The 24,735-nt window shown below is 45.6% G+C and carries 29 protein-coding genes and 1 pseudogene; 7 read left to right on the forward strand and 23 right to left on the reverse strand.

The window, feature by feature from the left end:
• Positions 1-4: 4 nt before the first annotated feature.
• The 3 genes and pseudogenes from fliD to VME0621_RS27070 form a co-directional block, all read right to left on the reverse strand.
• On the reverse strand, positions 5-1,327 hold the full coding sequence (gene fliD, locus VME0621_RS14605) for a flagellar filament capping protein FliD (RefSeq protein WP_062462737.1): 1,323 nt from the start codon (positions 1,325-1,327) through the stop codon (positions 5-7).
• Positions 1,328-1,393: 66 nt separating this feature from the next.
• Positions 1,394-1,819, reverse strand: coding sequence for a flagellin (locus tag VME0621_RS27065; RefSeq protein ID WP_370736773.1), 426 nt, complete (start codon positions 1,817-1,819; stop codon positions 1,394-1,396).
• A gap of 24 nt (positions 1,820-1,843) precedes the next feature.
• Positions 1,844-2,587, reverse strand: a pseudogene (locus VME0621_RS27070) (flagellin N-terminal helical domain-containing protein); the annotation flags it as partial.
• A 165-nt stretch (positions 2,588-2,752) separates the two neighbouring features.
• On the opposite strand from VME0621_RS27070, the gene VME0621_RS14615 reads away from it, so the two are divergent.
• Positions 2,753-4,840, forward strand: a complete 2,088-nt coding sequence (locus tag VME0621_RS14615; RefSeq protein ID WP_062462730.1) for a flagellar biosynthesis protein FlhA — start codon at positions 2,753-2,755, stop codon at positions 4,838-4,840.
• Positions 4,841-4,909: 69 nt separating this feature from the next.
• On the opposite strand, the gene VME0621_RS14620 is transcribed toward VME0621_RS14615, so the two are convergent.
• The gene (locus VME0621_RS14620) at positions 4,910-5,425 is read right to left on the reverse strand and encodes a glycine zipper 2TM domain-containing protein (RefSeq protein WP_038229773.1); all 516 of its coding nucleotides are present in this window, start codon (positions 5,423-5,425) and stop codon (positions 4,910-4,912) included.
• A 192-nt stretch (positions 5,426-5,617) separates the two neighbouring features.
• Between VME0621_RS14620 and VME0621_RS14625 the strand changes: the two genes are divergently transcribed.
• Together VME0621_RS14625 and VME0621_RS14630 are read left to right on the forward strand one after the other, a co-directional pair.
• Positions 5,618-5,971, forward strand: coding sequence for a hypothetical protein (locus VME0621_RS14625; RefSeq protein ID WP_062462728.1), 354 nt, complete (start codon positions 5,618-5,620; stop codon positions 5,969-5,971).
• 60 nt (positions 5,972-6,031) lie between these two features.
• A complete protein-coding gene (locus VME0621_RS14630) occupies positions 6,032-6,631 on the forward strand; it encodes a thiol:disulfide interchange protein DsbA/DsbL (protein WP_038229769.1) in 600 nt (199 codons plus the stop codon).
• Between the two features lie 68 nt (positions 6,632-6,699).
• Here VME0621_RS14630 and flgA read toward each other — a convergent pair whose 3' ends face one another.
• From flgA to VME0621_RS14725, 19 genes are all read right to left on the reverse strand, one after another.
• On the reverse strand, positions 6,700-7,407 hold the full coding sequence (flgA, locus tag VME0621_RS14635) for a flagellar basal body P-ring formation chaperone FlgA (protein WP_062462725.1): 708 nt from the start codon (positions 7,405-7,407) through the stop codon (positions 6,700-6,702).
• On the reverse strand, positions 7,400-7,819 hold the full coding sequence (locus tag VME0621_RS14640) for a hypothetical protein (protein ID WP_062462721.1): 420 nt from the start codon (positions 7,817-7,819) through the stop codon (positions 7,400-7,402). Before VME0621_RS14640 ends, flgA begins: the two co-directional genes overlap by 8 nt.
• Complete coding sequence (locus VME0621_RS14645; RefSeq protein WP_038229765.1) at positions 7,809-8,096, reverse strand: flagellar biosynthesis anti-sigma factor FlgM; 288 nt, start codon at positions 8,094-8,096, stop codon at positions 7,809-7,811. Before VME0621_RS14645 ends, VME0621_RS14640 begins: the two co-directional genes overlap by 11 nt.
• A 60-nt stretch (positions 8,097-8,156) precedes the next feature.
• Complete coding sequence (locus VME0621_RS14650; protein ID WP_062462718.1) at positions 8,157-9,164, reverse strand: hypothetical protein; 1,008 nt, start codon at positions 9,162-9,164, stop codon at positions 8,157-8,159.
• Positions 9,165-9,177: 13 nt separating this feature from the next.
• Positions 9,178-10,182: a FliG C-terminal domain-containing protein gene (locus tag VME0621_RS14655; RefSeq protein ID WP_006074317.1), complete on the reverse strand. Its 1,005-nt coding sequence runs from the start codon at positions 10,180-10,182 to the stop codon at positions 9,178-9,180.
• Positions 10,183-10,207: 25 nt separating this feature from the next.
• Positions 10,208-11,881 carry a flagellar basal-body MS-ring/collar protein FliF gene (gene fliF, locus VME0621_RS14660; protein ID WP_062462716.1) on the reverse strand — a complete coding sequence of 558 codons (1,674 nt, stop codon included), beginning with the start codon at positions 11,879-11,881 and terminating at the stop codon, positions 10,208-10,210.
• Between the two features lie 14 nt (positions 11,882-11,895).
• Entirely contained in the window at positions 11,896-12,279 is a 384-nt protein-coding gene (gene fliE / locus VME0621_RS14665) for a flagellar hook-basal body complex protein FliE (RefSeq protein ID WP_062462713.1), read from the reverse strand.
• 21 nt (positions 12,280-12,300) lie between these two features.
• Positions 12,301-13,218: an OmpA family protein gene (locus VME0621_RS14670; RefSeq protein WP_062462710.1), complete on the reverse strand. Its 918-nt coding sequence runs from the start codon at positions 13,216-13,218 to the stop codon at positions 12,301-12,303.
• Positions 13,219-13,226: 8 nt separating this feature from the next.
• Positions 13,227-14,111 (reverse strand): flagellar hook-associated protein FlgL, encoded by an 885-nt coding sequence (flgL, locus tag VME0621_RS14675; protein ID WP_006074313.1) that lies wholly within the window; start codon positions 14,109-14,111, stop codon positions 13,227-13,229.
• 10 nt (positions 14,112-14,121) lie between these two features.
• Positions 14,122-15,501, reverse strand: coding sequence for a flagellar hook-associated protein FlgK (flgK, locus tag VME0621_RS14680; protein WP_062462707.1), 1,380 nt, complete (start codon positions 15,499-15,501; stop codon positions 14,122-14,124).
• Positions 15,501-16,097, reverse strand: coding sequence for a rod-binding protein (locus VME0621_RS14685; RefSeq protein ID WP_231892945.1), 597 nt, complete (start codon positions 16,095-16,097; stop codon positions 15,501-15,503). The genes flgK and VME0621_RS14685 overlap by 1 nt, the downstream gene beginning before the upstream one ends.
• Complete coding sequence (locus VME0621_RS14690) at positions 16,097-17,224, reverse strand: flagellar basal body P-ring protein FlgI (RefSeq protein WP_062462704.1); 1,128 nt, start codon at positions 17,222-17,224, stop codon at positions 16,097-16,099. Before VME0621_RS14690 ends, VME0621_RS14685 begins: the two co-directional genes overlap by 1 nt.
• A complete protein-coding gene (gene flgH, locus VME0621_RS14695) occupies positions 17,224-17,856 on the reverse strand; it encodes a flagellar basal body L-ring protein FlgH (RefSeq protein WP_051868310.1) in 633 nt (210 codons plus the stop codon). Before flgH ends, VME0621_RS14690 begins: the two co-directional genes overlap by 1 nt.
• A gap of 129 nt (positions 17,857-17,985) precedes the next feature.
• On the reverse strand, positions 17,986-18,771 hold the full coding sequence (gene flgG / locus VME0621_RS14700) for a flagellar basal-body rod protein FlgG (protein WP_038229751.1): 786 nt from the start codon (positions 18,769-18,771) through the stop codon (positions 17,986-17,988).
• 11 nt (positions 18,772-18,782) lie between these two features.
• Complete coding sequence (locus VME0621_RS14705; protein ID WP_062462701.1) at positions 18,783-19,517, reverse strand: flagellar basal body rod protein FlgF; 735 nt, start codon at positions 19,515-19,517, stop codon at positions 18,783-18,785.
• Positions 19,518-19,521: 4 nt separating this feature from the next.
• Entirely contained in the window at positions 19,522-20,748 is a 1,227-nt protein-coding gene (gene flgE, locus VME0621_RS14710) for a flagellar hook protein FlgE (RefSeq protein ID WP_038229746.1), read from the reverse strand.
• 129 nt (positions 20,749-20,877) lie between these two features.
• Positions 20,878-21,543 (reverse strand): flagellar hook capping FlgD N-terminal domain-containing protein, encoded by a 666-nt coding sequence (locus tag VME0621_RS14715; RefSeq protein ID WP_038229744.1) that lies wholly within the window; start codon positions 21,541-21,543, stop codon positions 20,878-20,880.
• Positions 21,544-21,588: 45 nt separating this feature from the next.
• The gene (flgC, locus tag VME0621_RS14720) at positions 21,589-22,017 is read right to left on the reverse strand and encodes a flagellar basal body rod protein FlgC (protein WP_006074304.1); all 429 of its coding nucleotides are present in this window, start codon (positions 22,015-22,017) and stop codon (positions 21,589-21,591) included.
• A 24-nt stretch (positions 22,018-22,041) separates the two neighbouring features.
• Positions 22,042-22,389, reverse strand: coding sequence for a flagellar basal body protein (locus VME0621_RS14725; RefSeq protein ID WP_006074303.1), 348 nt, complete (start codon positions 22,387-22,389; stop codon positions 22,042-22,044).
• Positions 22,390-22,558: 169 nt separating this feature from the next.
• Here VME0621_RS14725 and VME0621_RS14730 point away from each other — a divergent pair, with 169 nt between their 5' ends.
• Genes VME0621_RS14730 through fliQ form a run of 4 tightly spaced genes read left to right on the forward strand, consistent with a single transcriptional unit; the run spans position 22,559 to position 24,732 of the window.
• Entirely contained in the window at positions 22,559-23,326 is a 768-nt protein-coding gene (locus VME0621_RS14730; protein WP_038229740.1) for a FliM/FliN family flagellar motor switch protein, read from the forward strand.
• A complete protein-coding gene (locus VME0621_RS14735; RefSeq protein WP_051868279.1) occupies positions 23,319-23,702 on the forward strand; it encodes a FliM/FliN family flagellar motor switch protein in 384 nt (127 codons plus the stop codon). Before VME0621_RS14730 ends, VME0621_RS14735 begins: the two co-directional genes overlap by 8 nt.
• Positions 23,703-23,728: 26 nt before the next feature.
• On the forward strand, positions 23,729-24,466 hold the full coding sequence (fliP, locus tag VME0621_RS14740) for a flagellar type III secretion system pore protein FliP (protein WP_062462698.1): 738 nt from the start codon (positions 23,729-23,731) through the stop codon (positions 24,464-24,466).
• The gene (gene fliQ, locus VME0621_RS14745; RefSeq protein WP_006074299.1) at positions 24,463-24,732 is read left to right on the forward strand and encodes a flagellar biosynthesis protein FliQ; all 270 of its coding nucleotides are present in this window, start codon (positions 24,463-24,465) and stop codon (positions 24,730-24,732) included. Before fliP ends, fliQ begins: the two co-directional genes overlap by 4 nt.
• Positions 24,733-24,735: the final 3 nt, after the last annotated feature.

Genomic DNA, 24,735 nt, shown 5'->3' on the forward strand with positions numbered 1-24,735 from the left:
CTCCTTAAACCGTGAAAAGTCCGGAAACGGAATCTAATTGGCTACTTAGTGAGTTCAATTGAGTAAACTGGGCAAGGTAGCGGTTATAGTAGGTTTCATAACGCATATCTAAAGCGGATAGGGCGTCATTGATACGACTTTTTTCATCGTTCAAGGTATCAATTCGGCGATTGAGCGAGCCGTTTGAGAAGTCGATATAGCTCTCTAACTGCGCTTCAAACGCCTCAAACACACCACCCGTGCCTGTAAATAGTGTTTCAAAATCGATGCTAGAAGCCGCACTTTCAAACGTACCCGAGTCCAAACTCAATTTGCCGTCGCGACCAATTTCCAGCCCCAACTCAAAAAGTCGAGTTCCGTCATAGTCAGCTCTAATAACAGTGGATAATTGATTTTTGATATTGCGTATTGTGCTATCGGAAGCGAGCACGCCGCGTGCTTCATCTTCGCTTCCTGATTGAGTCAGGTTGCTAATTTCGTTGACGGCTTTGTTGTAGGCATCTACAAACTCTTGTAGCGATGCTACAGTGGCGGATATATCATCACCTATACTGATGCTAGTCGCGGTATCACCGCTGGTGTTGGCTTTGAGAACCGTGAGGTCTACACCATCTATTAAGTCTTCGAAAGTATTGCTAGAGCTGGTCAGCTCCGTACCAAATTCATTGCCGAGAGTAATAATGGCATCTTGACCAGCTTGTAACGGCGCCGCACTTGCCGCTGCTACCGTAGTATCCCAACCACTTGCCGCATCAGCAGATAAGGTGAAACTGGCATCAACTCCTTCATTGTCAGAGCCAAACAACACTTTCATCGCCCCTTGCGACTTCACCAACGTTGCTTGAATTGAACCGTCAAACTGATCGTTGAAGTAAGTGACAAACTCACTGTAGGTAACATCACCACTAATGTCTGTATCGGCATCCATAATGTTGATGTTGGTCGTGACTCCACCTTGAGTCACTGAAAAACTTCCAGCCGTAGCCATCACATCGCTAGGATCGGTAGAACTAGCATCAAATACGACTTGATGATTAGAGGCCATCTGCTTAATGAAGACATCGAGATTAACGTCTTCAGCCCCTGGACTGGTCGTTAATGAAAAGTAGTCTTCACTAGAGGTTGATGTTGAGGTTTGAGTAAGACTAGAGCCCGTTTTAGTAAACTCGTAGATTTTGTCTTCGAGAGATTGTAATGCCGTCTTAACTTTAGTTATGGCTGATGTTTGAGATGTTATCGTCGACAACTTTTGGTTGTAACGTAATTGAAATGGTTGTAAATCCAAGTTGGCGAAATTGCTGGCGAGCTGAACCGCGTCGACATTCATGATTCTTCCCTCATCTAACCACAAAGGAGGTACAGCTCTACCCTCCTTGGATTGCTATTACTAATGTTATCCTAATAAGCTCATTGCTAACTGAGGTACCATTTTCGATGCACTTAGCATTGATGCTCCTGATTGCATTAACATTTGTGACTTGCTCATCATCCCTGACTCGGAGGCAAAATCTGTATCCATAATACGCCCACGTGATGTATCGATATTTTCTGTAATATTACCCAAGTTAGTAATGGTATGGTCCAAACGGTTTATGTTCGCACCAAATTTAGAACGAGCGGCCCCAAGCTCATCTACCAACTGACTAACCTGCGTGATTGCTGCAGATGCAGTCAAATCCGTTGTAATATCCATTCCACCTGACGGATTGAGAGCTTCAACAGCTGCTAAGTTAGCTGTACCAGCAGTGTTGTACGCGTTTCCTGCTGTACCAGCTATCGCCGTTATGTGAGTATCCAAACTACCAGTAACGTCCGACATTAATTGAGCCAAATCGGTGATCGCATTTGCATTACCCGCTGAAGCTTGTGCTGTAAGGTCAGCATAATCTGTGTAAGGGCCGCCCGCCGCTGCGGTCCACCCAGACGTGTCACCATCCGTTAATGCGGAGTTTCCCGCCGCTCCTCCTGATTCTGCCCAACGATTTGCCTCTGCCTCAAAATCTACTTTTGATTGAGCAATTGCAGCTCTATCATCAGCTGTTGCTCCACTACCAGATATGCTAGCAAACACACTCGTTAACTCACTTGAAACATCAACGCTTAAAATATCGGTCGCTGTACTACCAATCTGAAAAGCAACAGCTCCTTGGCCAAACGAACCACTGACCGTGTCCAAAAGCTTATTCCCACCGAAATTTGTAGTGGAAAAAATGTTGTTTAGTTCGCTGGTGAGTTCCTGAAATTCTGCATCCATTGCTGCTCTGTCATTGACCGTATAAGTTCCATTTGCTGCTTGGGTAGCAAGGTCACTCATTCGATAGGCGATGTTAGTCATCTCATCCATCGCGCCCTCTGCAGTTTGCATCATTGAGATAGCATCTTGCGAATTTCGCATCGCCACATTCAAACCTCTGCTTTGTAAGTTCAATCTGTTTGCGATTTGAAGCCCTGCGGCATCATCTGCTGCCGAGTTAATACGAAACCCTGTTGACAACCTTTCCATCGATTTTGTCAAAGCGTTATTAGTCGACTGCAACGTATTTTGCGTGACTAGGTTCGCGTAGTTAGTATGTACTGATATAGCCATCTGATGATCCCCATCTGTGTTTGCTGTTCAGTTATTGCTAACGACAGTGGAAAAATTCCATTTCATTTTTTTCGAGAAAAATCACTAAACCTTAAAATTGCAAGACTCAAAAATGAGAAGTGCGTGAAAAATATCCTAGTATTTTAATCAACAATAACCACAAAAATGGCTGTTATGGGAAACGTATTTAAGGCAGTGGCATCAAGGTTAACGATTCCAATCGTATTACTCATGATCCTCGCGATGGTGATTCTGCCGTTGCCTCCGATCCTGCTTGATGCGTTTTTTACCTTTAATATTATGCTGGCCATTGTGGTACTGCTGGTTAGTAGCACAGTCACTCGAGTTCTCGACTTTTCTATTTTTCCTTCCCTGCTTCTGGTCGCGACATTGCTTCGTTTAACGCTGAATGTGGCATCAACCCGTATCGTTTTGCTTGAGGGTCATAACGGTGGCGATGCTGCGGGTAAGGTCATCCAATCGTTTGGTGAAGTCGTTATTGGCGGTAGCTACGTTGTGGGTATTGTGGTGTTTGTGATTTTGATGATCATTAACTTTGTGGTGATCACCAAAGGTGGAGAGCGAATCTCAGAAGTATCTGCACGATTTACTCTTGATGCGCTACCAGGGAAACAGATGGCAATCGATGCAGACCTCAATGCAGGAGCCATAGATCAAAACGAAGCCAAAGCTCGACGCTTAGAAGTCGGTGAAGAAGCGGAATTTTACGGCGCCATGGACGGGGCGAGTAAGTTCGTTCGAGGCGATGCTATCGCCGGGCTATTGATCCTTTTCATCAACCTGATTGGTGGGGTCCTGATCGGGATTTTTGAACATGGACTTTCTGCAGAAGACGCGTTTCAAACCTACGCTTTACTGACCATAGGTGATGGTCTCGTCGCCCAGATCCCATCACTATTACTCGCGACTTCCGCTGCCATTATCGTGACGCGTATTAGTGACAATGATAATGACATGGCACAAACCGTAAAGAGGCAATTACTCGCCTCGCCAAACAACCTTTATATGGCGGCGGGCGTAATGTTCGTCATAGGTAGCGTACCGAATATGCCTCATCTGGCTTTCTATACTTTCACTGTCCTACTAGCATTTGTCGGTTGGCGTCAGTCAAAGTTTCAGGCTACCCCTGAACAGGTTGAATCTGATGTAGACTCTTTACCTCGCACCAATCATGAAAGCACGATTGACTGGAGCATCATTCCCAATGTCGATGTGATAGCGCTCTCTCTGGGATTTAAATTGGTGCCTCTTGCAAGCAACAAGAAAGGAGGCAATCTGATCAAGAGTATTCGCGGCAGCCGAAAAACACTGAGCGAACAAATTGGCTTTGTGATTCCAGAAGTGATTATCACCGATAATCTCGCGCTCAAACCCTCAGAATACGCAATTAGCATTGATGGTGATGAAATAGAACGTGGTGAGGTCTATGCCGATAAGTCCATGGCGGTGGGCAACCGAATTGATCACCCTGACCTAGATGGCATCGTGGGTGTCGACCCTGCTTATCAGCTTCCAGCTCTGTGGATCAATCAAGCAGATAAAACCAAAGCCATTAACCTCGGATTTCAAGTCATTGAGGTGTATGACGTAATTGCGACTCACGTCAGTAAGGTATGCAGTGAACATCTCGATAATATCTTTAATTATGATGATGTTAAGGCAATCAATCATCGACTTGCTATTCACCACCCTGAACTGGCGGAAAACCTCGCCAACGTCATATCACCTAACCTACAAATGCAAGTGATTCGCCAGTTGCTTGCTCAGCAAGTGCCAATCATTAATGTACGAACCATAGCGAACACTATTATCGAAAGTATCGATACCGTTAAAGACCCTATTCTGCTGTCGTCGAATATTCGTGTGGCGTTAAAACGTACCATCGTGAATTTGGTGTCACCCAACAGCAAAACCATTAACGCCTTTATTATCGGTTCTGCACTGGAAAATGAGCTTAAGGCCGCGATTTCTCTTAGCCAACAGAGTGACCCTAACATTCCATTAGATGCCATCCCTGTCGAGCCCTCTGTCTTACAGAAGTTTCAAAATCGTATGCCGACCATAGTACAAACCATGCAAAGCCAAAATCTGCCACCCGTTATCGTTGTTCCGCCCACCACACGACCTATGGTGGCCAAATTAGCTAAGGCTTTTGCCAAAGAGCTTATCGTGCTTAGCTACAATGAAATTCCGAATGAGTATGGGTTAAACGTACTTGGCGATGTTGAGTAGAGTCAAAAAAAACCGAGTTACGTTAATAACTCGGCATCAATTAACTCATTTTTTGGGGGGCGGAGACGTTTATTGAGGAATAACAACTTGCCCTGAAACAATCGGAAAAGTATCCGTCTTTGGCTTACTATCCATTCGGATAGTCGTTGGAGCACCTGAGACTTCATAAGTGACATCGTAGCCGACCACTTTGGTAGACGTAGTGTATTTTGTTGTGCAGCGTCTTTCTGTTGTACTTATGGTGTCATTCTTCTGAGCATTTTCTTGGATTTTTCTTCCTGTCATAGCACCCGCTACGGTACCGACTGCTGTTGCGACGGTTTTTCCTGAACCTCCACCAACTTGATTACCTAATGCAGCACCTGCGGCCGCCCCACCTAGCGTCCCTAAGAGTTTATTCTCGTCTTTAACTTCAGCCTGTCTCGTCACCACTACATCATTACACTCTTGATGCGGCGTTTTTACTGCCTTGGTCACCGCTTCTACGAAAGTTATTTTGGCTTCTGTTGGAGCTTCTTGCTCTTTTTGGCAACCAGACACTACCAACATCGCGATTACGGCCAGCGCCACTGCTTTCTTGTTCATGGAATTCTCCTAATTATTGTTGCTGTGGCTGCATGATAAGGAGAAAAGAACCATGTATTTCAGCGGTGAATGAATTCTATGTCATTGTCTGGTAAAGAGTCAGAGCACTATTAGCGCAGCGTCAAACTGTGATGGTAAACCTGTATTTTTAATGTTCCTAGGGTATGATGCTCGCGTCCTAATCGTTGTTTGATGACCATGTTTTCTCGCTGCTTTACCGTTACACTAGCTCTGTTCCTATCAGTCGTTATGCTGATGGTGAGTTTTGTCGCGATCGGTAACGAGTCAAACGAAGCCTTTTCACATTCTCTCTCAACGCTCGATAGCCACACCAACTCAGTTGTCTCTAACAACACACTATCAAACAAAGTGGAAATGGCTAGTCCACATCAATGCTGTGCCTCATTTTGTTTGCTTAAAGTTCCTTGTGGACAATCATTGGTCGTACTTAACTCGGGCACCACGTCGCTCGCCTTAATGTCAATTGATGACATAGGCAAAGCAGTTGGCAGAGTTCAAATCCTTTTCCGCCCTCCTATCGCATAACTCCGTTTCCCCAGCATTTAACGCGAGATTTCGCACCCTATTTTTTTCGGAGTTATCCCTATGAAGGCATTGTTTACCCTTTTTTCTGCGCTACTACTCAGCGTATCGGTTCATGCGGCTAAATTTGAGCAAGGTACTCACTACAAAGTACTGGATGTTAAAAAGTCAGCCACACCCAAAGTAACCGAGTTCTTTTCATTTTATTGTCCACACTGCTACAAATTCGAATCTGTAGTAGAAAACCTCAAGCCTGCGCTAGCTGATGGCGTTAAATTTGAGAAAGTGCACGTTGCGTTTATGGGCAATGATATGGCAGTACCAATGGCAAAGTCGTACGCCACCATGGTTGCCTTAAAGGTAGAAGATAAGATGGTTCCTGCGATGTTTAATCAGATCCACGAAATAGGCAAAAGACCAGTTGACGAGCAAGAGCTCAAACAGATCTTTGTCAGTAATGGTATTGATGGCAAAGCCTTTGACTCGGCGTACAACAGTTTTGTCGTCAACTCAATGCAGAAGAAATTTGATAAGCAGTTTGATGCGAGCACATTAACTGGCGTACCCGGCGTATTGGTTAACAACAAATACATCGTTCAGCCGACGGGTATTAAAAGTTATGAGGAGTACAACGAATTAGTGAATTACCTGCTCACACTGTAGTGGCTTTAGTTCTACTCAGAAAAGCATAACAAAAACCTAGAGCATCATCTTTGCTCTAGGTTTTTTCGTTAGTACACTCTCACTCGGTTTTTCTTGATCACCACACCTCGCAATAGTTTCCCTGACTGCTGGTTTTGAACCGATACCGTGTCGCCTACTAAACCACTTTCAAGTGCCGTCCCCAACGTCTCTAACCGTATCGTCTGTGACTGGTAAACCACATCAACGGCCTGACCTTTCTCCACATCGTAATCAAGATACAAACGTGATGTGGTCAACAGTTCCCCCTTATTCACCGAGCGCTTCAGCTTACTTCCCACGACTTCACTGGGTTTAAAAAATACCTTTTTATCGGTGTAAAGCGTAATCGGCTTTATTGCGATGTCGGAGGGAGATAAGCGCTGGCCTTTTCGCAAAGCTTTATCGGCTGTCACAGCCCAAATAGTGAGGCTGGCTGACGAAGTTGCAGATAAGCTCCACCTCTGAGCTTCACATCGTAATGTCCACTTCTGCTTTCCCAGTTTAATCTCACTACGATGATGAATTGCTACTGGTTTTGAGCATGGTTGGAGTTGATGAATAGCTTTTGAAAAACGAATGCTGACATCGAGTTGATACTGTTGCGGGTAGCGGTAGCGAACTGTCTGCTCTATCAGCGAATGAATACGAGTGGAAAGGTGTTGCTCGAACTCAGAACTCGAAGCAACAGCAGCTTGCATATTAGTGATGCAGCCGTACGCGATAAGCAATATGAGTAATAATCCGGTCTTAGACATTAATCCTTAACTTATGTTTTCCAAGCGCTTCCTCCATCGCTTGGTGCTGCATCAGCATGATATTACCTTGGCGCTCCAGCTTGGTCTTACATTGTCCAATTGATTGTTCAATCTGCTTATCCAAAGCTTGAACTCGTTGCAGCACCCCACCTTGTAGTTTTGCCTGTATCACTTTGGTGTATTGCCTGTCCTGACAACCTAGCCGCTTTGCCATTGCGTAGCGCTTTAGGTCGGCTTCAGCCAATCGATGAGTTAGTGAAGTGATGGTTTGGTTAAGCGACTCTAATTTTTGATATTCTCGATTGAGTATCGCCGCGCGAATATCGTCTAGCCCAGAAGATAGCTGGCGAGAAAACTCCAAAATATGCTGACCATAGGTAATGTAGCCTATCAGCGTGCTTTTATTGCCCATGGTCTAGTCTCGCTATAACTTTCGCTAGCTCATCCATATCAAACACTAATTCCCCCGATGCTATTTGCGCTTTGATTTGTTCAACCTTGGCGCTATCAATATCTTCAACTCCATCAAAAAAACTTTTCGCATTTTCCAACAAGTCCACTTCATGTTGTGACAGGTTTATCTGCTTCACCTTGACCTTTTGGTCTGGCTCAACCTTTTTGTTTTGAACCACATCAACTTGGGAATGCGGAACAATATGCTTCACATTGTCGATCTTGATTTGACTCATATCCCGTTACTCACTTTGCTCGCTACTAATTAACTATAACGGCAAAATTTCACGTCTGTTTCACCTTTTTCTTAGTAACTTGATAACGTTGTCTCGGCTAGGGCCGCTAAAACCACGATGAATGGACTTCAACGATAGCTCTGGGTTATTTGCTAAATGCTGTTTAAAGCTGCCAAACTGCTCTAATTCAGGGTGGGTACAAAAAGCAATGAGTTGATTTGCTCGTACTTTTTTTGTTTTTAGTACTTTCGAAAGCGCTAAATACAACTTATTGACGCGCTCAAGCAGTGCTTCGATATGTTGTATCGCACCCGATTCATTCACTAGTAAACGACCAATAGTGTCTAGTACTGGATAACTGGCTTGAGCTTGAACAGCTATCGGAGCTCCCTCAGCGTAACGCCCACCCTGTCCGGAAACGAAAACTTGGCCGTCCCACGCACGCCAATGCTCATCTCGCATTCCAATCACAAACTCTTGTTGTTGATTAAGTCGTAACTGCAAATGGGCATACGCAAACATCATCTTAAACTGCTCTAACAAGACTTCACGGTCTTCTGTGCGCTCAAAGGCTAACGCCACCAGCCGATTATTGATGTAGAGCGACACCACCTCATCTCGCAAACGCTCTCGTTGGAAATCGAGCCCTGGTATCGTAAATTCAATGAGAGGATTATCGGTTTGAATAGGAGCAAAGCTAGAATCCACGACATAGTGACCAAACAAGCGCTTTTGACTCCAAAACAGTAACTTCTTCTTGATGGTATCGATTTGGTTGGCTTGATCTGGACTGTAATGTGCCAACTCAGCAATCTGTCTAAGTTTGATAAGTTCACTAGCGACTGTTCTTAGAACTTCTCCGGCCATCATTAAGCGGCTATACATCTTGTGCGAATCGGACACCTCTGCGATAAGCTTGGGGCGTTCTTGCAGGTTCATCTGCATCATTTGCTGGTGTAACAAGACTGATGAGGGTTGGTGTGTCGAAAGCTTTTCAGGACGTTTTATCTTGCCCGCACTCGCTGGATTGACCTGGTTTTTCCTCTGTGTAATCCCGGTTAACTTCATCCTACCTCTCCCACTAGGTCAATCGTGGCTCGTTGGCAAAGTTGAGCTTGATTATCTCTTCAGACTGCATCTGCTTAACAATGTCGATCACTTCTTTTCGAGCCTGTTCTACCTGACTTACGGGCACAGCACCGATACGTACCAAATTTTCTTTTAGCTCGGTAGAAACCCGCTGTGGCATAGAGTTGATGATGTACAGGCGGCAATCTTTATTTGTCCCTTTAAGGGCGTAGGCCCATAGCTCAAGACTGACTCTTTCATTAATGAGGTTGATAGTTTCAAGGTCTTGATTAAACAGAGTGAAGAAGTCAAACATCGCCTCTTCTACCAGTTCAGCAGCTTCTTCATCGTGGTCGTGAAGGAATTGGAATAAGTTGCTCTTATCGCCGGAATAGCGATTAATAAGATTTGCCACCACCTTAGAGCCTTGTAAGCTTGCTGAACCACCGCTGTGATAGTTGATTTTGCAACGATCGATAAGGTCCTTTAGCGTCTCCATTAACCCAGAGGTCAAAACCTGTGTTTTGGATATTTGCAGAATCAACTCGTGGCACTCTTGTTCATCATATTCGTCCATGACTCTAGCGCTGTACTCAAGTGGCAAATGAGCAATCAGTAACGCCTGCAAATTAATGTGTTCTTTCTTGAGGTCGTTGACCAACAAATCAGGCGGAATCCAAGCTAATTTTTCTGCGTGCGAACGAATCTCATCACCATAGATTTCGGATACCAAATCCCGCGCCAAGTTACCGTTGAGCGTCTTCTCTAATACATTGGTTATATATTGTCGTGTCCCACCCAGAATGCCGGAGTGCTTTCTAAAATCATCAAAAAAGCCGGACAACGAAACCAGTGCATCTTTAGCCTTAATGTCTTTCATTTTACTCATCGCATGAGTAATCTGTTTGATCTCTTCATGGGTGAATCCTTTGAGAACTTCAGATCCAATGTCTTCACCCATGCTCAATACCAACATGGCGACACCATCCACAGACTGATAAGTTTGCTTGTCATCCATACACGTCCCCTCTGATAATCCTTTGCTATGCCTGAATCCACGTTCGCAAAATCTCGGCTACTCGATTTGGGTCTTCTTTAGCGATAAGTTTCAGGTGCTTAATCTGCACCTCTAGCGGGCTATCGGCCGATGGCAAATTGTCATCCAACGCTTTGATACCCGTAGCATCAATGCCTAGTGATTCCAGTTTCGACTGTAAGGCCGCTTCTGCAGCGCGCTCTTCTTTGGTAATCACATCATCGTATTCCATGCTCTCGGCTTCTTGCTCCTCCTGCTCAGCGGACTTGGTTAAATATTGAGCCAGCGGGCGCAAGACCACCATGATCATTAAACCACTCAACATCACGCCCAATAGATACTTGAGTGGCTGCATTATATTGGTGTTTTCAAACCACGCTACGGGGGCTTGATCTGGAATACTGGCAACCACAAACGGGAAATGTGTGATGTGTATGGTGTCACCGCGCGTTTCGCTAAACCCTATTGCAGAGCGAACCACATTTTCGACATTAGTAAGCTCTTCCGGTGTCCAGGTTTGATTGGCGTTAGCCAAGTCATTGACGACAATAGAAACAGACAGGTTTTGTAACACGCCCTGTTGATGTTGGATATGACGTACTTTGCCACTCACCGCATAATCTCGTGACGTTTCGCTGCGATTCACCTTAGCGTTTGGCTCCGGCTGAGGCTCGCCGTCGGTCACTGGGGGCGTGTTACTCAAGGCCCCCGGAATACCCAGAGCCATTGAGGATTCATTAATATCGTTAAGCAAAGTTTCCTTTCGCACGACTGGATCAGCATAAATCTCTTCTGTCTCTTCTATGCGTGAGAAATCAATATCACTAGCGATTTGAACTCGGAAATTACTGGCACCTAGAATTGGGGTCAGCATATCTGTGGCTTGCGCAACTAAGGTTCTTTCTAGGTTACGTTTATAGTCAGATTGCTTGCCTGTAGTGACTGTGATGTCACCAACGGTAGCATCGTTAGATAATAAGCGGCCATGCTGGTCAACGACTCTCACATGTTCCGATTTAAGACCAATGACAGCCCCAGATACCAAATTGATCACTGATTCAACTTGAGTCGGTTTGAGATCCATTCCATTGATAATGTGGACGATAACAGACGCTCTTGGTTGCTCTCCGTCTTCACGCATAAACAAGCTTTCTTTCGGAATAGCAAGATGCACCCGAGCTAAGCTGACCGCACTCATAGTGGTTATACTGCGTGCTAACTCCCCTTCTAACGCATGACGGTAACGGGCATTCTCCATAAACTGGCTTTCACCAAGGCTTTTTGAACTATCGAGCGAATCAAAGCCACTTGGCAGTTGTTCTTTTAACCCTTTTGACGCCAGAATCATGCGAATTTTGGCCACATCACCTTCTGGAACCAATATTTGACCATCATCTTGGCTGAGCTGGTAACGTATTGATTCTTCGTCAAGAAGCTGCAGAACTTGACTAGAATCGAAGTTGGCTGACTTGCTATACAGTGGTCGAAACCGCTCTGCTGATGTCCACAGCATAATGACAATGATCGCCGCCGTTATGGTGGCGAATATGGTGATAATAATGACATTGCGTTGCGAGCTTTGCCAAAATGTATTAAGCCAGCCAGAAGCTTTGTTGAGCTTCTCTTTCGCCGCCCCCATATTGTTGGCTAACGCTGGTTTTGTTTCTAATTCTGCAGCCATCGCCGTTCCCTAGCCTAAATGGGCATTTTTATGATGTCTTGGAAGTTCGACACCATTTTGTTTCGCACTTGCATCAATGCGTTAAAGGACAATTGCGCTTTTTGCGACGCGACAGTTGCGCCTAAAAGGTCATCACTTTTACCTAATTCTACGGCAGTTATCTTGTCAGACGCGTGAGCTTGGTATTTGTCCACCGTATCCAGGATCCCTTTAAATGCGTGGCTGAACTGCAATGCACTCTCTGAAGCTGGGTTGACTTGAGTATTGTCATGAATAATGCCCTTTACCGCTGCCGATACCACCGTTTGATTGGAAAATGGATTGGTCGCGATTTGTTGCTGATTGTGCATTTTGCCAATTAGCTCTTGTTGTAATTGCATTGCGCTGATTTTTTCCATTACTCGCTCTCCATCGCAGCATCACTTACGTACCAATCGAATTTCTACGCGACGATTTTTGTCACGACCTTCTTCAGTGGTGTTGTCATATTTAGGGTAACGGTCCCCATGTCCGCGTATTTCTATCATCTTTTTCGACACCCCATTTTCAACGAACCACTGTGCCACATCTGACCCACGCTGCTTAGAAATTTGCAGATTCGCCACGGAATCCCCTGAATTGTCGGTATAACCATCTATCAAAATCTTAACGATTTTAGAGTCACGCTTTACCAGAGAACTTATGTCATCAATGGTACGTTTTTGCAGTTCCGTTAAGGCCACAGCACCACTTTGAAAATGCAATTCAACGCGACGTGCATGTTGAAAGTTCACGGGAGGCAAACCAAAGCGGCAATGGTTAAATTCATCCAGTGCGGGTCTGAAATTCGTGGTCGGGAAATAGATATCAAAATCCATAGCATTAATGTTGAACCAGGCACCACTAGCCATGTCTTCTAATAGCAGCGTCGCACCATCTGCCGTGACTAAAGCGGAACCTTGTTGTTGGATCTTTTCAATGGTGGTTGTGGTATAGGATTTAGAAATACCCCAGACTGGCTCTGTGGTGTTAAACGAAGTGGAAGAAGGGAGTGAGCGTACGCCACGTTTCTCCACTTTGACTTTTAAAGGGTTGGCAGCCAGTAGAACAAACTGTACCGAAAAACCGGTATGAGGGTCGAAAGATTGCAAGACACATTGGTCAACAGATTGATTAAATTGCCATTGCACACTATCAAACGGAACAATATAACGCTGAGCTAGAACCTGAGCAGGCATCATCACTTTAGCTATTATCAAGCTAACCATCATCAAACGAATTAAGTACAAGGCCCCAGACATAGACAGTAGTCGAGCCCCGAACCAATTCGGTAGTCTTGTATGACGAGGTTTAACCATATCGCTTCTCATATCAAATCAAACAGAGAAATACCGGCGACGCGCGCGAAGGTTTTTTGCGTGGCTTCTAGAGCAATCATACCTTGGTTAAGTTCCACCGAAGCTTGTGCATAATCCAACTCCTCAAGTTCTGAGCGCACCGTTTCGGCAAAAAACACCATATCAATGCTGGTTTCTTTGAGTCTATCCAAGGCGTTATATTGGCTACCAATATCTGTCAAAGACACCAACAAGTTCTGATGCAAAGCTTGATTAGTATCGAGCGCACTATCTAATGCTGGCGTAAACCCAGCTGTCGGAACTTCCAACTCAGCGATTGCATTGTCCAAATCAGTAAAAATAGCGTTGGTGCCGATAATATCCGTGATGGTTAAGTTGCTTGGTACATATTGGTCATCGCCAACTTTGGTTTCACGATAATCTGAATTGCTGTTTAAGGTATAAGGCGGTGTTGTCGATATGGCTTGGTTTGTTATGTCTGTACCTGAAAACAAATAGCTTCCTTCATTCGCTTGATTTAACGTGGTGAGCATCTCTGTTTTCAGCGATTTCAGCTCTAACACTATCCCAGCACGACTTTGTGCATCCAACGTACCATTCTTACCTTGAAGTAGTAGCTCATTGACTTGTTGGGACAGCTCTTCTAACGTATTCACATTGGTTTCATAGCGCGTCAACTGAGACTGCACATTCTCAATATTGCGCTGGTATTGCTGATTATCAGAGACCGTCTTTTTTAGTCCTTCAAGGCGCACCGCCGCAATCGGGTCATCTGAGAGATGGTTAAGCTTCAACCCAGTCGACATCTGCTCAAACACTTTATTAAGACGAATGTTGTTATCCATTAGCGAACGCTGCATAACCGCATTAAATTGTGAGTCCGTTACTCGCATCACTGCTCTCCTAAAACGCTTTTAACAAGGTCTGAAACATTTGATTGGCCGTACTTATCACTTTCATATTTGCCTCATAGGCATTGAGATAAAGCAACATGTTCGCAGCTTCTTCATCCGAGTTCACCGCGCTGACACTATCTCTGGCGACTTGCGCATCTTCCACGCTAATTTGTGCTGCTGTCGCTTCACTTTCAGCTTGTCGGGTAAAAATACCGATGTCTCCCAACAACCCCGAATAAGCGCTATAGGGCGTTTTACCAACAACCGACCCATTGGTTAACGGCGTCTGAGATAGCATGGAAAGATCTTTGAGAACATCACCGTTGCCGGAAAGCGTTGCACTAGAAGAGAACGCAAGCTCTTGTGCGCTAATCGCAGGGTCGATGGCAAGCGAGTGCGCCTCACTCCCCGTCGTGTAAGTAAACAAGCTTTGCCCAGCGGCTCCATTAAGATCAAAGCCCGTATTTAAGGCATTATTGACCCCGTCAGCGAGCCCTTTTGCGAGATCGGCCAACGTCGCTTTAATCGGCTCGTATTGGCTCAGCTTTAAGGCTTCTAGCGCACCAAGTTCTCCACCTAGCGAGTCATCAACCGCAGTCGTCATTGACTGGAAAGTAATTGAAAGATCGGTGCTGTAAGGGTCACCACTCGAAAAGTCGCGAGTTAGTGAAGCCGAAAAACCACCAATAACTAGCGGCTGTCCATTAGGCGTAGATAACTCAACGCCTCCCGCGGTGTATATCACTTGCACATCCAGCGACTTTGAGAGCTCGTTAAGCTGCTTGTCCATCTCATCTTGTAGTCCTGCTACACCTTTACCGAGCAGTGCGTCTTCTTGAAGTTTTTGATTTAGAGCTGCGAGACTTTCAAGTTGGCTGTTTACATGAGAAACGATGGCTCCGTATCGTTCGCTTTGCGCCGCCTCTTGCTGACTAAGTTGAGCTGAAACTGAGTTGAATTGCTGTGCTAACGCATCTGCGTTAGTTAGCACTTGTTGTCTAAATGCGATGTTCTCTGGAGTCACACTGGCTTCATCAATCGCGGCAAAAAAACCATTCAGACCCTGCGTTAAACTCAAACCGTCAGCACCCAACAGATTTTCAATATTAGATAAACCGTCAAAATAGCTTTGTGAATATTGCGCCGATTCGGTAGCTTCGCGTAAACGATTAATGGAAGACTGCTCTGCAATCCGAATAATATCGCCCACTTCAACACCCGCCCCCAAATTGATCCCGTTGACGAAATTTCCAGACGATGTTGCTTCTAAACTGACTATCTGACGACTATAACCCGGTGTATTCACGTTGGCGGTATTTTGCGCCGTCGTGTTTAACGCCACACGATTGGCAAGTACACCACTGAGTCCAATATTGACCATTCCCATTATTTACTCTCCTTATCTAGAGGACGGTTGGGAACTTGCGATGACAATTGCTTGAATATCATCTCGGCGAGCCCAAATGAGGATTGGCGGCTAATACGCTGCGCCAACTGGGCATCGAGCATTCCTTGAAACATGCCATCCGATTTCATGGACAGCGGATTGTTTTCATCACTCATAGCCTCGCTAGCAGAGCGCATACGAGTGAGCATTTGTTGCAGAAATAACGCCTCAAATTGCTGCGAAGCAGCCAGCAATCCCGCTCCAGAATTATCGTGTTTCATTCGGGCTAAGGCATGATTGTCTAAATAGAAGTTCGCGACATGTTGGCTCGCCTGCATATGAGCAGGAACCGAACGTTGTTCAGAGAAAGTGGCCAGTCCTGCTCGTTGCGAACTTTCAACCATCAAGGTTTCAAAACTCGCGGTTTGCGCTTGTGCAGGGCTCGGCGAATGTAATGACGACGCCACTACGGATACGTCAGCTTTGGTGGATGCAACGTTCTCTACCCCAGGCTTAATTTCACACTGCTGCTTTACTGTGAAAGGAACTTGGCTAGGTAATTGGGTTATTAAAAACAGTGCGTTTGAATCAAGCATTAGATCACCACCAAATCACCGTTGATAGCACCTACTTCATCCAGTGCTTGTAAGATTTGCATCAACGCTTCTGGAGTAGCGCCAATATTATTAATCGCATCGACGATTTCTTGCAGATTGGTACCGCGAGGCCACACCATCGTTGTACCGTCATCTTCATCGACGCTGATTTGAGTATTTTGGACAATGGCTGTTTCACCCGCAGTATTGAACGCACCTCCTGGCTGTGACACCGACTCGGATTCTAAAATTGTCACGGTAATTCCACCTTGGCTTACCGCCGCCTCGGAAACCGTCACATTCTGGCTGATCACTACAGTGCCTGTTCGCGAGTTGAACACCACCTTAGGCAAACGACGACCTTCTTCGACTTGCAACTCTTGAATCATCGCAACAAACATCACTCTGTCTTCGCTATCAATAGGTGCGGACACTTCAACTTGGCCTTTATTGAGCGCCTTCGCAACTTGCCCACCAAATGTCTGATTGATCGCTTTGGAAATGTTCAGTGCAGTTTCGTAATTAGGCTGTTTGAGCTGCAAACGAATCGTCGGATCCCGGTCAATACCGGTTGAGATTTCTCGTTCTAAGGTCGCACCATTGGGTATGCGGCCAACGGTCGGGGTATTTCGAGTCACGCTGGTGCCGTTTTCACCCGTAGCATTAAACCCGCCAACTACCAAGCTACCTTGAGCCACCGCATAAACTTCACCATCAATACCTCGAAGTGGAGTAAGTAACAAAGTCCCACCGCGCAGGCTTTTGGCATCCCCTAACGAAGACACCGTTACGGTCAGGGTTTGACCCGCTCCTTGATGTGGCTCGACCGCGGCAGTAACACTCACCGCGGCAACGTTTTTCAGTTTAGGGTTAGTGCTGTCGTCAAGTTGCACGCCAAACTGTTTGATCATATTCACCACAGACTGCTGGGTGAACTTCACTTGCGATTTATCGCCGGAACCATCTAGCCCAACCACCAAGCCATATCCAATCAGTTGGTTTTGTCTGTCGCCGTAGACCTCCGCTACTTCAGCAATCGCTCTTGCGGCCAAAGTTGATGGTGCCCAACTAAGTAGCCACAAAGGCAACAACAAATGGATGAGGTAACGCCATTTCAACGTCATCATTAAAACGGCATCCAAGGTGAATTAAAGAATTGAGTCAGCCAGCCAGCGGTATTGGTATCGGCAAAAGTGCCTCTGCCTGCATATGTGATACGCGCGTCTGCAATACGTTGAGAAGAAAGTGTATTGTCGGCTTGAATGTCATCAACTCGCACATTCCCCGTCAGTCGGATGTATTCATCGCCTTGATTGAGTTTCAGCCATTTCTCCCCTCGAACTCTGAGCACGCCGTTAGGCAGTACATCATATACTGTCACCGTAATAGAGCCTGATAAGCTATTACCCTGTGTAGATGCAGCGGCACCATCAAAATCTCGTGTTGCATCAAGAGCGGCGCTGCCTTCAGCGTAGGTCGTCGTGCCAAGAGTCGGCGCAGCAATCGTCGCGCTGGAATCTTTACCATATTGAGTCGAAGCACTTTTATCAGATTCTGTTTTCTCATCAAGCACTACGGTAAGGATATCTCCCACTCGATAAGCGCGGCGGTCTTGAAACAAAGTCATGGCCGTCGTTCCGGTATACAAACTGCCCTTGCTAACTCGAGTGACCTGATAGTCTAGCTCCGGCGGAGCATACGCTTCATCATTGGGAGACGGTGGGATAAATTCATCCTGGCGACCTGCGCAACCAATCATATTCACGACCAGAAGTGCGACTACTGCGATGTAATAAAGCACTCCAATCGCATGAGACTTTGCAAGCCCCGCTTTATTCGCTTTTTGCTTTTCCATCTCAGCTTCCTTCATGCCTGACTCCCTTTGGCGCTATGACTGCTGAGCTATGTATTGCAGCATTTCATCGGCTGCACTGACCATTTTTGCGCTCATTTCATAAGCTCGCTGAGTAGCAATCATGTCGACCATTTCCTCCACCACTTGCACATTAGAGCCCTCAAGTGCGCCTTGCTTTAATTGCCCTGACCCCTCGGTTCCTGCTACTAGCTCTACCGCTTCCCCAGAGCCTTCCGTTTCAGCAAACAAGTTGCCGCCTTGCGCAGCGAGTCCCGCTGGGTTCATGAATTTCACTATAGTAATTTGGCCTAACGCCTCTGGATTTACTTGCCCCGGAATCGTTGCGGTTGCTACGCCATCAGCAGTAATACTCACTAACGTAGCTTCTGGCGGAATGACAATTTCAGGGATGAGTGGATAGCCTTGTGTATTGACCAACTGTCCATCTGAATTGGTTTGAAATTGTCCATTTCGCGTGTAAAGAAGCTCGCCATCCGAGTTCTCTATTTGGAAAAAACCATCACCAAGTATGGCTAAGTCAAATTGTTGGTTGGTGTTTTGAACACTTCCCTGAGTAAAGACTTTTTCTGTCCCCACTACGCGAACGCCATTTCCTAACTGAATACCTGTGGGATGTTCATTCAGCTCGGTGGTTTCTGTACCCGCCTGCTTATCGACGCTGTAAAACAGGTCTTCGAATACCACACGATCTCGCTTAAAACCGACCGTATTGATATTGGCTAGGTTGTTAGAAATGGCGGTCATTTTCGCATCTTGTGCAGCCATCCCTGTTTTGGATATCCATAAAGCACTGTGCATAATTTTCTTCCTTAGGCTTTAAGCAGCTTATTCCCTATCTGAGCGATTTCATCGGCCGACGCCATGACTTCAATTTGCATTTCGTATTGTCGAGTGAGTGACATAATGCTGACCAGCTCTTCGAGGCTTGATACGTTGCTCGCCTCTAGATACCCGGAACGTACTTGAACCGTAAAGTCTTCAGCTAACACGTCGCCTCCTTTAGGAACAAAGTGGCCGCTGGCATGCATGGTCATTTCATCGTATTCAGGCTTGACTAACTTGAGCGCACCTACTTCGACCGAGGCTTCTCCACCAATTGGAGTCACTGAGATCAGGCCATTTGCAGTGACGGTAATAAACTCAAAATCGGGCAGAACCATAGGGCCTTCGACCGACATAACACGGCGCTCACCAAGATAAAGCTGACCATTGCCATCCAATCGAAAATTTCCCGCTCGGGTATACAGTTCATTCGGTTCGCCATCCAAGCCTTCTAAGGTAATAAACCCATCGCCATTAATAGAGACATCCAAAGGGCGCTCGGTGCGAATATCTTCACCTTGCGCAAAGTTATTAATTGACGAGTTGGTTCTAGAAGTCACGGAAGTCAAAAACCCTGAGCCTTCCAAACGCATTGGTGAGGAGTGTTCCATCAGAGCCTTAAACCCGACCGTGTCGGCATGAGAGAGGTTGTTGGCGCGAACGTGCTGAGCGAGCATGGTTCGCTCAGCACCTTTCGCTGCACTAAACAGTATTGGATTCATAGTCCTACACCACGTTGAATAGCGCTTGTGTTAACTGATCTGAGGTTGAGATAGATTTGGTGTTGGCTTGATAGTTACGCTGTGCGGTCATTAGAGCCACCAACTCAGAAGTCAGATCCACATTCGAGCCTTCCAAAGCCCCTGAGGTTAAATCACCGAATACGCCACTGCCTGCTGTACCTAAAACTGGAGTTCCGGAACTAAAGCTTTGTAGCCATGCAGTATCACTGGTTTTGATCAGGTTTTGAGGGGCGGCAAAGTCTGCGAGTACCACTTGGCCTTGCAGTTGAGATTGTCCATTGGTGTAGGTGGCAAAAATACGTCCATCATTCTCCATTCGAACACTGGCATAATCACCAGAGGTATAGCCATTAGGGCTATTTTTGGACACCACAAAGTCACTACCAAACTGAGTAACCGACGATAAATCTATATTGACTGTCACACCGTTTGCGCCATTAGCGGGGTCAAAACTCACACTATAGTTCCCCCCAGATGCAATGGTTCCATCTGCGTTAAAGGTAAAGTTAGCACTATCGGTGGTGGTTGGAGAGCCAGCCGGAACCAGAGCATCAGTCCCATCTATTGCTTGACCGTCCACTAAGACGTGGACATCCCAGTCATTGGAAGCTCCTTTCACAAAGTACTGACTTACTGTGTGTGGATTGCCCAACGAATCATAAACTGGGGTAGTGTAAGAGTGGTTGTAGGTAGAAGAATCGCTGTAATCAAATGCCGCAGCAGGGACTTGCTCTCGCGCATCTAAATTAGCCACAAACTCGATGCTGTCAGTCTCTCTTGCTTGCAATGAAGCCGTGCTGATTTGTACTGTGCCAACCGAACCCAAGAGCAGATTATTATTACCATCCACCGAGTAACCTTGCAGCGCGGCACCGCTATTGGCGGTAATAACACCATCGGCATTCATATTGAAAATACCCGAGCGGGTATAGAGAGTTTGCCCTTTGCTGTCTTCTAAAACGAAGAACCCATTGCCACTTAAAGCCATGTCAAGTGAACGCCCAGTGCCCGTTACCGTGCCACTTTTCTCAAAGTTTTGCGACACACCGACTACTTCAACGCCACCAGCTTCACTCCCACTGTAAACCGACGCAAATTCGGTTCTCGACTCCTTAAAGCCTGTTGTTGAAACATTAGCAATATTATTGGAAATAGTGTTGAGCTCTGAGTTAGAGGCATTTAGCCCACTCAGTGCAATACTAAAGCTCATAATGTCATCCTCTTCATTCAAAAGAGGCTATCTCCGCTAACTCTCTGTTTAGCGGAGAACGACAGCCGTCATCTTACTTACAAAAACTTAAAAAAGGTCAAAGACCAAAAATACTTGCGAAAATACAACTTAATTAGAGAAGGCTGCCACGTCGTAAAACGCCACCATACCCACTCCTTGCACTTGCAGGTGACTTGTTCCACCTACAAGCGGTGTTGTCACCTGTTCAACCTTGCCATGCTGATAAATCGCTGGCTGGTAATTTTGTCCACTGTCCAATATCACGTTCATTTGGTACGAGCCATTCAGCCCCATCGCTTTGGCATCAAAAGCAAAATCAACACGCCCTGCGCTATTGGGGCCTAACGCAACAGTTTTCACTTGCCCAAGATGATTCACTAACTCGACAGTCACAGTATTGGAAGCGGCCTGCAGTTGAACATAACCTGTATGTGTTCCCTCACCCGATGCTGACAGTTGGTCACTTTTGACGGTGACTGTTTTGTCCACCAAGGCTGCAGTACTCAGAACTTGCAAGTTATCGAGCATCGTAGTGTTGTTTTGCATCAGCTGAACTAAGTTCTCTGTGCTCTCAACTTGAGAAAACTGTGCCAACTGCGCAACGTATTCCGTCCCATCAGTCGGGTTCAACGGATCTTGGTTTTCAATCTGCGCCACCATCAATGTGATGAATTCATTCTTTAACGCCCCTGCACTGTTCGGGTTTTCTTGAGGGGGCAATGTTGAAGCAGACTCAATATTATTGACCTGCGCCGCTCCGGATATAGTCGTCATAGGTACGTTCCTTAGAAATCACTGATTCGCAATAGCAGGGCACTGCTAACTGCGCCACAGTCCCATTAGTGATTGCTGCATAGACTTGACGTTACCAAGCACTTCGACACTGGCTTCGAAGCTACGAGTCGCCGAGATCATATCTGCCATCTCATTGACGACATTGATTCCTGAGTAGTAAACATAACCTTCGTCATTTGACAGAGGATTGTTTGGTTCATAGCGCCCCTCCATCATCGAGGACACTTCAACAACGTCGGCGATACGAATTGGTACCACACCTTGATGTTGGGTTTCTTGTGCATTGAAATGGTTATAAACCGCTGAAAATATCGGTTTGAGTGGTTTATAAACTTTTGAAGGGTCACCAGAAACAGAATCGGCGTTCGCCAAGTTACTGGAGATAGTGTTAAGCCTGACGGTCTGAGCACTCATTGCCGAGCCCGCCGTTTCATAGATACCTAAGAATGACATGGTGTCCCTACCTAATCAATTCACTTACTGGCCCTTGATGGCCGTTTTGATACCGTTAATTTTCGACTGCAAAAATGCCAAGCTTTGGTGATAGTCCATCACATTTTTGGCGAATCTTGCCTGTTCATTTTCGAGCTCAACGGTATTGCCATCTCGCGTTCTTTGCACTGGAATCCGATATTGTGCTGAGGTATCGATATACCAATCTTTGCTGTTACCAATACCACTCAATACTGCATCAAACTTGAGATCCATTGCCTTGTAATTTGGGGTGTCCACATTGGCAATATTCGAGCTTAATACCGCTGCTCTGTCCAAACGAAACTGCACTATCTTGGGGTGAACCCCAAGTGCATCGTCTAAGTGAATCATGCCCTAGCCTCATCCATCATCGACCCAAATTAAAGCAAAATAGGTCGTTATAGTTTTGTGTATTTCTCACTCAACCCAAGTTGAAATGAGAATGCTATAACCTATAGTTAGGAATAATTAGCGTGTCAAATTTGAGAACGCTCACAAATAGTAATTATTGGGACTTGACATGAAAAAATGTTCGTTAACCGAATTCGGCAACCCGAGTATTAAGATGCGTAAATTCCTGCTCAAACACGCCGGGCATTTCTCTAATGAAGTTGTTGATATTTTTAAATTTAACTTCTCTTGTCGACACGTTAAAGCCAGTTTTTCAGAGGCACACAAACCACCTAAAAACAGCATCAAAACAGTGCTAAACATCGAAGATTTCGGTCATGTTTTTTTCTTTATCGAGCCACAAGCTGCCGATATTCTGCTATACAAACACTTGAATACTCCTTCACCTACCCGAAAATCGAAGAGAAACAGTAGTGACACAACTCTCACTCAAACCCACTTGAGATTGTTTCAAAAACTCACTATGGCGATCACTAACACCCTTACCGCTGATGCCAGCCATTACGCTGTTGAGCATACAGATCATCAGCCTTCGGACATTGGTACTACCATCACCTTCAGTTTCGATGATCAACAAATTGACATCACGTTTATGTTGGATGACAGATACGTTAAGAAGCTACGCGACATGATGGAAAGTAACGAAACTTTCGATAGAGAGGAAATCTTAAACAATTTGCGATATCAACCGGTTGAACTGGGGTGTGTAATGCTCCACGGACAGTGCACGTTACACGAGTTGTCTAAACTGCAACCCGGTGATTTTATGCCTATGACCTTATGTAAAAACTTAACGGTCAAAGTAAATGGGCACCCAACTTTTTTTGGCAAACTTCAATCTATTAACTCTGAGTTAGGAGTAGAAATCGATGGCTAGTGATAAACAAACTCCGCCCATTGACAATTCAATGAGCGACCTCAACTTACACGAAGAGTTACCAGATCTAGACGATTTGGATTTGGACGACCTTGCAGACGATATTGAATTCGAAGCTGAGCAAAATGATGTCAGCAATGTCTCTCTACTGAAAAGCATTCCTGTCGACATCACGGTAGAAGTTGCTCGTAAAACGTTAATCCTAGACGAGCTGCTTAATTTAAAAGCCGGCAGCGTAGTCATGCTAGAGAAACACGAAGGTGACCCGGTCGATATAAAAATCAATGGTACTGCATTTGGTACTGGTGAAATCGTCTCAAAGAATGGTCAATATGGCGTTAGGTTGTTGAGCATTATAAAAAAACCTAGCAAGTAGCTGTTTGGGCGAGCTCAAGGACGACAATGCCAATACGAATTTTACTGATGGTGCTTACTTTTTGGTTCTCTCCTGCGCAAGCAGAGGGGCTGACTATATTAAGTGAAACCAACACATCCGAAGGGACTGAATACAGCGTTAAGCTGCAAATTCTGATTTTGATGACGATGCTGAGTTTTGTGCCAGCGTTTGTCATCATGTGCACCAGTTTCACAAGAATCGTTATTGTGTTAGCGATCTTACGCCAAGCCTTAGGATTACAGCAAACGCCTCCTAATCAGGTTTTAATTGGTATTGCACTTATCTTTACTTTGCTGATTATGCGCCCTGTCTGGACCAAGATATACGACACGGCTTATGTTCCTTATTCCACCGACGATATCACTCTAATGGAAGCCTTAGCCTCGGCAGAAAAACCACTGCGCCGTTATATGCTGGACCAAACCCAACGCAAAGCGCTCGAGCAAGTGACGAAAATAGCCGGAGAGAAAACCCTCGCCTCTGATGAAGAAATCCCTTTCTTAATATTACTACCCGCTTATTTGCTGAGTGAGTTAAAGGTGGCGTTTCAGATTGGTTTCATGCTGTTTCTGCCGTTTTTAGTGATCGATCTCGTTGTCGCATCTGTACTGATGTCCATGGGTATGATGATGCTTTCGCCACTCATTGTTTCCTTACCCTTTAAGCTCTTAGTATTTGTCATTGTTGACGGGTGGGGCTTGCTGATGGGTAGCCTTGCCAATAGTTTTTGGATTAGCGGATGAGCCCAGAAGAAGCCGTCACGCTGGTCAGTCAAGCCATATGGGTCATCATCCTGATGGTCTCTGTGCTGATTGTGCCCAGCCTTATCGTCGGCTTAGTGGTAGCCATCTTCCAAGCTGTTACCCAAGTCAACGAACAGACGCTGAGTTTTCTTCCAAGGCTTCTAGTGACCTTACTGTCCATCATTTTGGCGGGGCATTGGCTGCTACAGGAAATCAGTGACCTATTTCTGTTTATCTTTGATGCGATTCCGACCAAAGTTGGGTAATCG

Origin of the sequence: Vibrio mediterranei, from assembly GCF_900088415.1 — a bacterium.
Classification (GTDB): Bacteria; Pseudomonadota; Gammaproteobacteria; order Enterobacterales; family Vibrionaceae; genus Vibrio; species Vibrio mediterranei.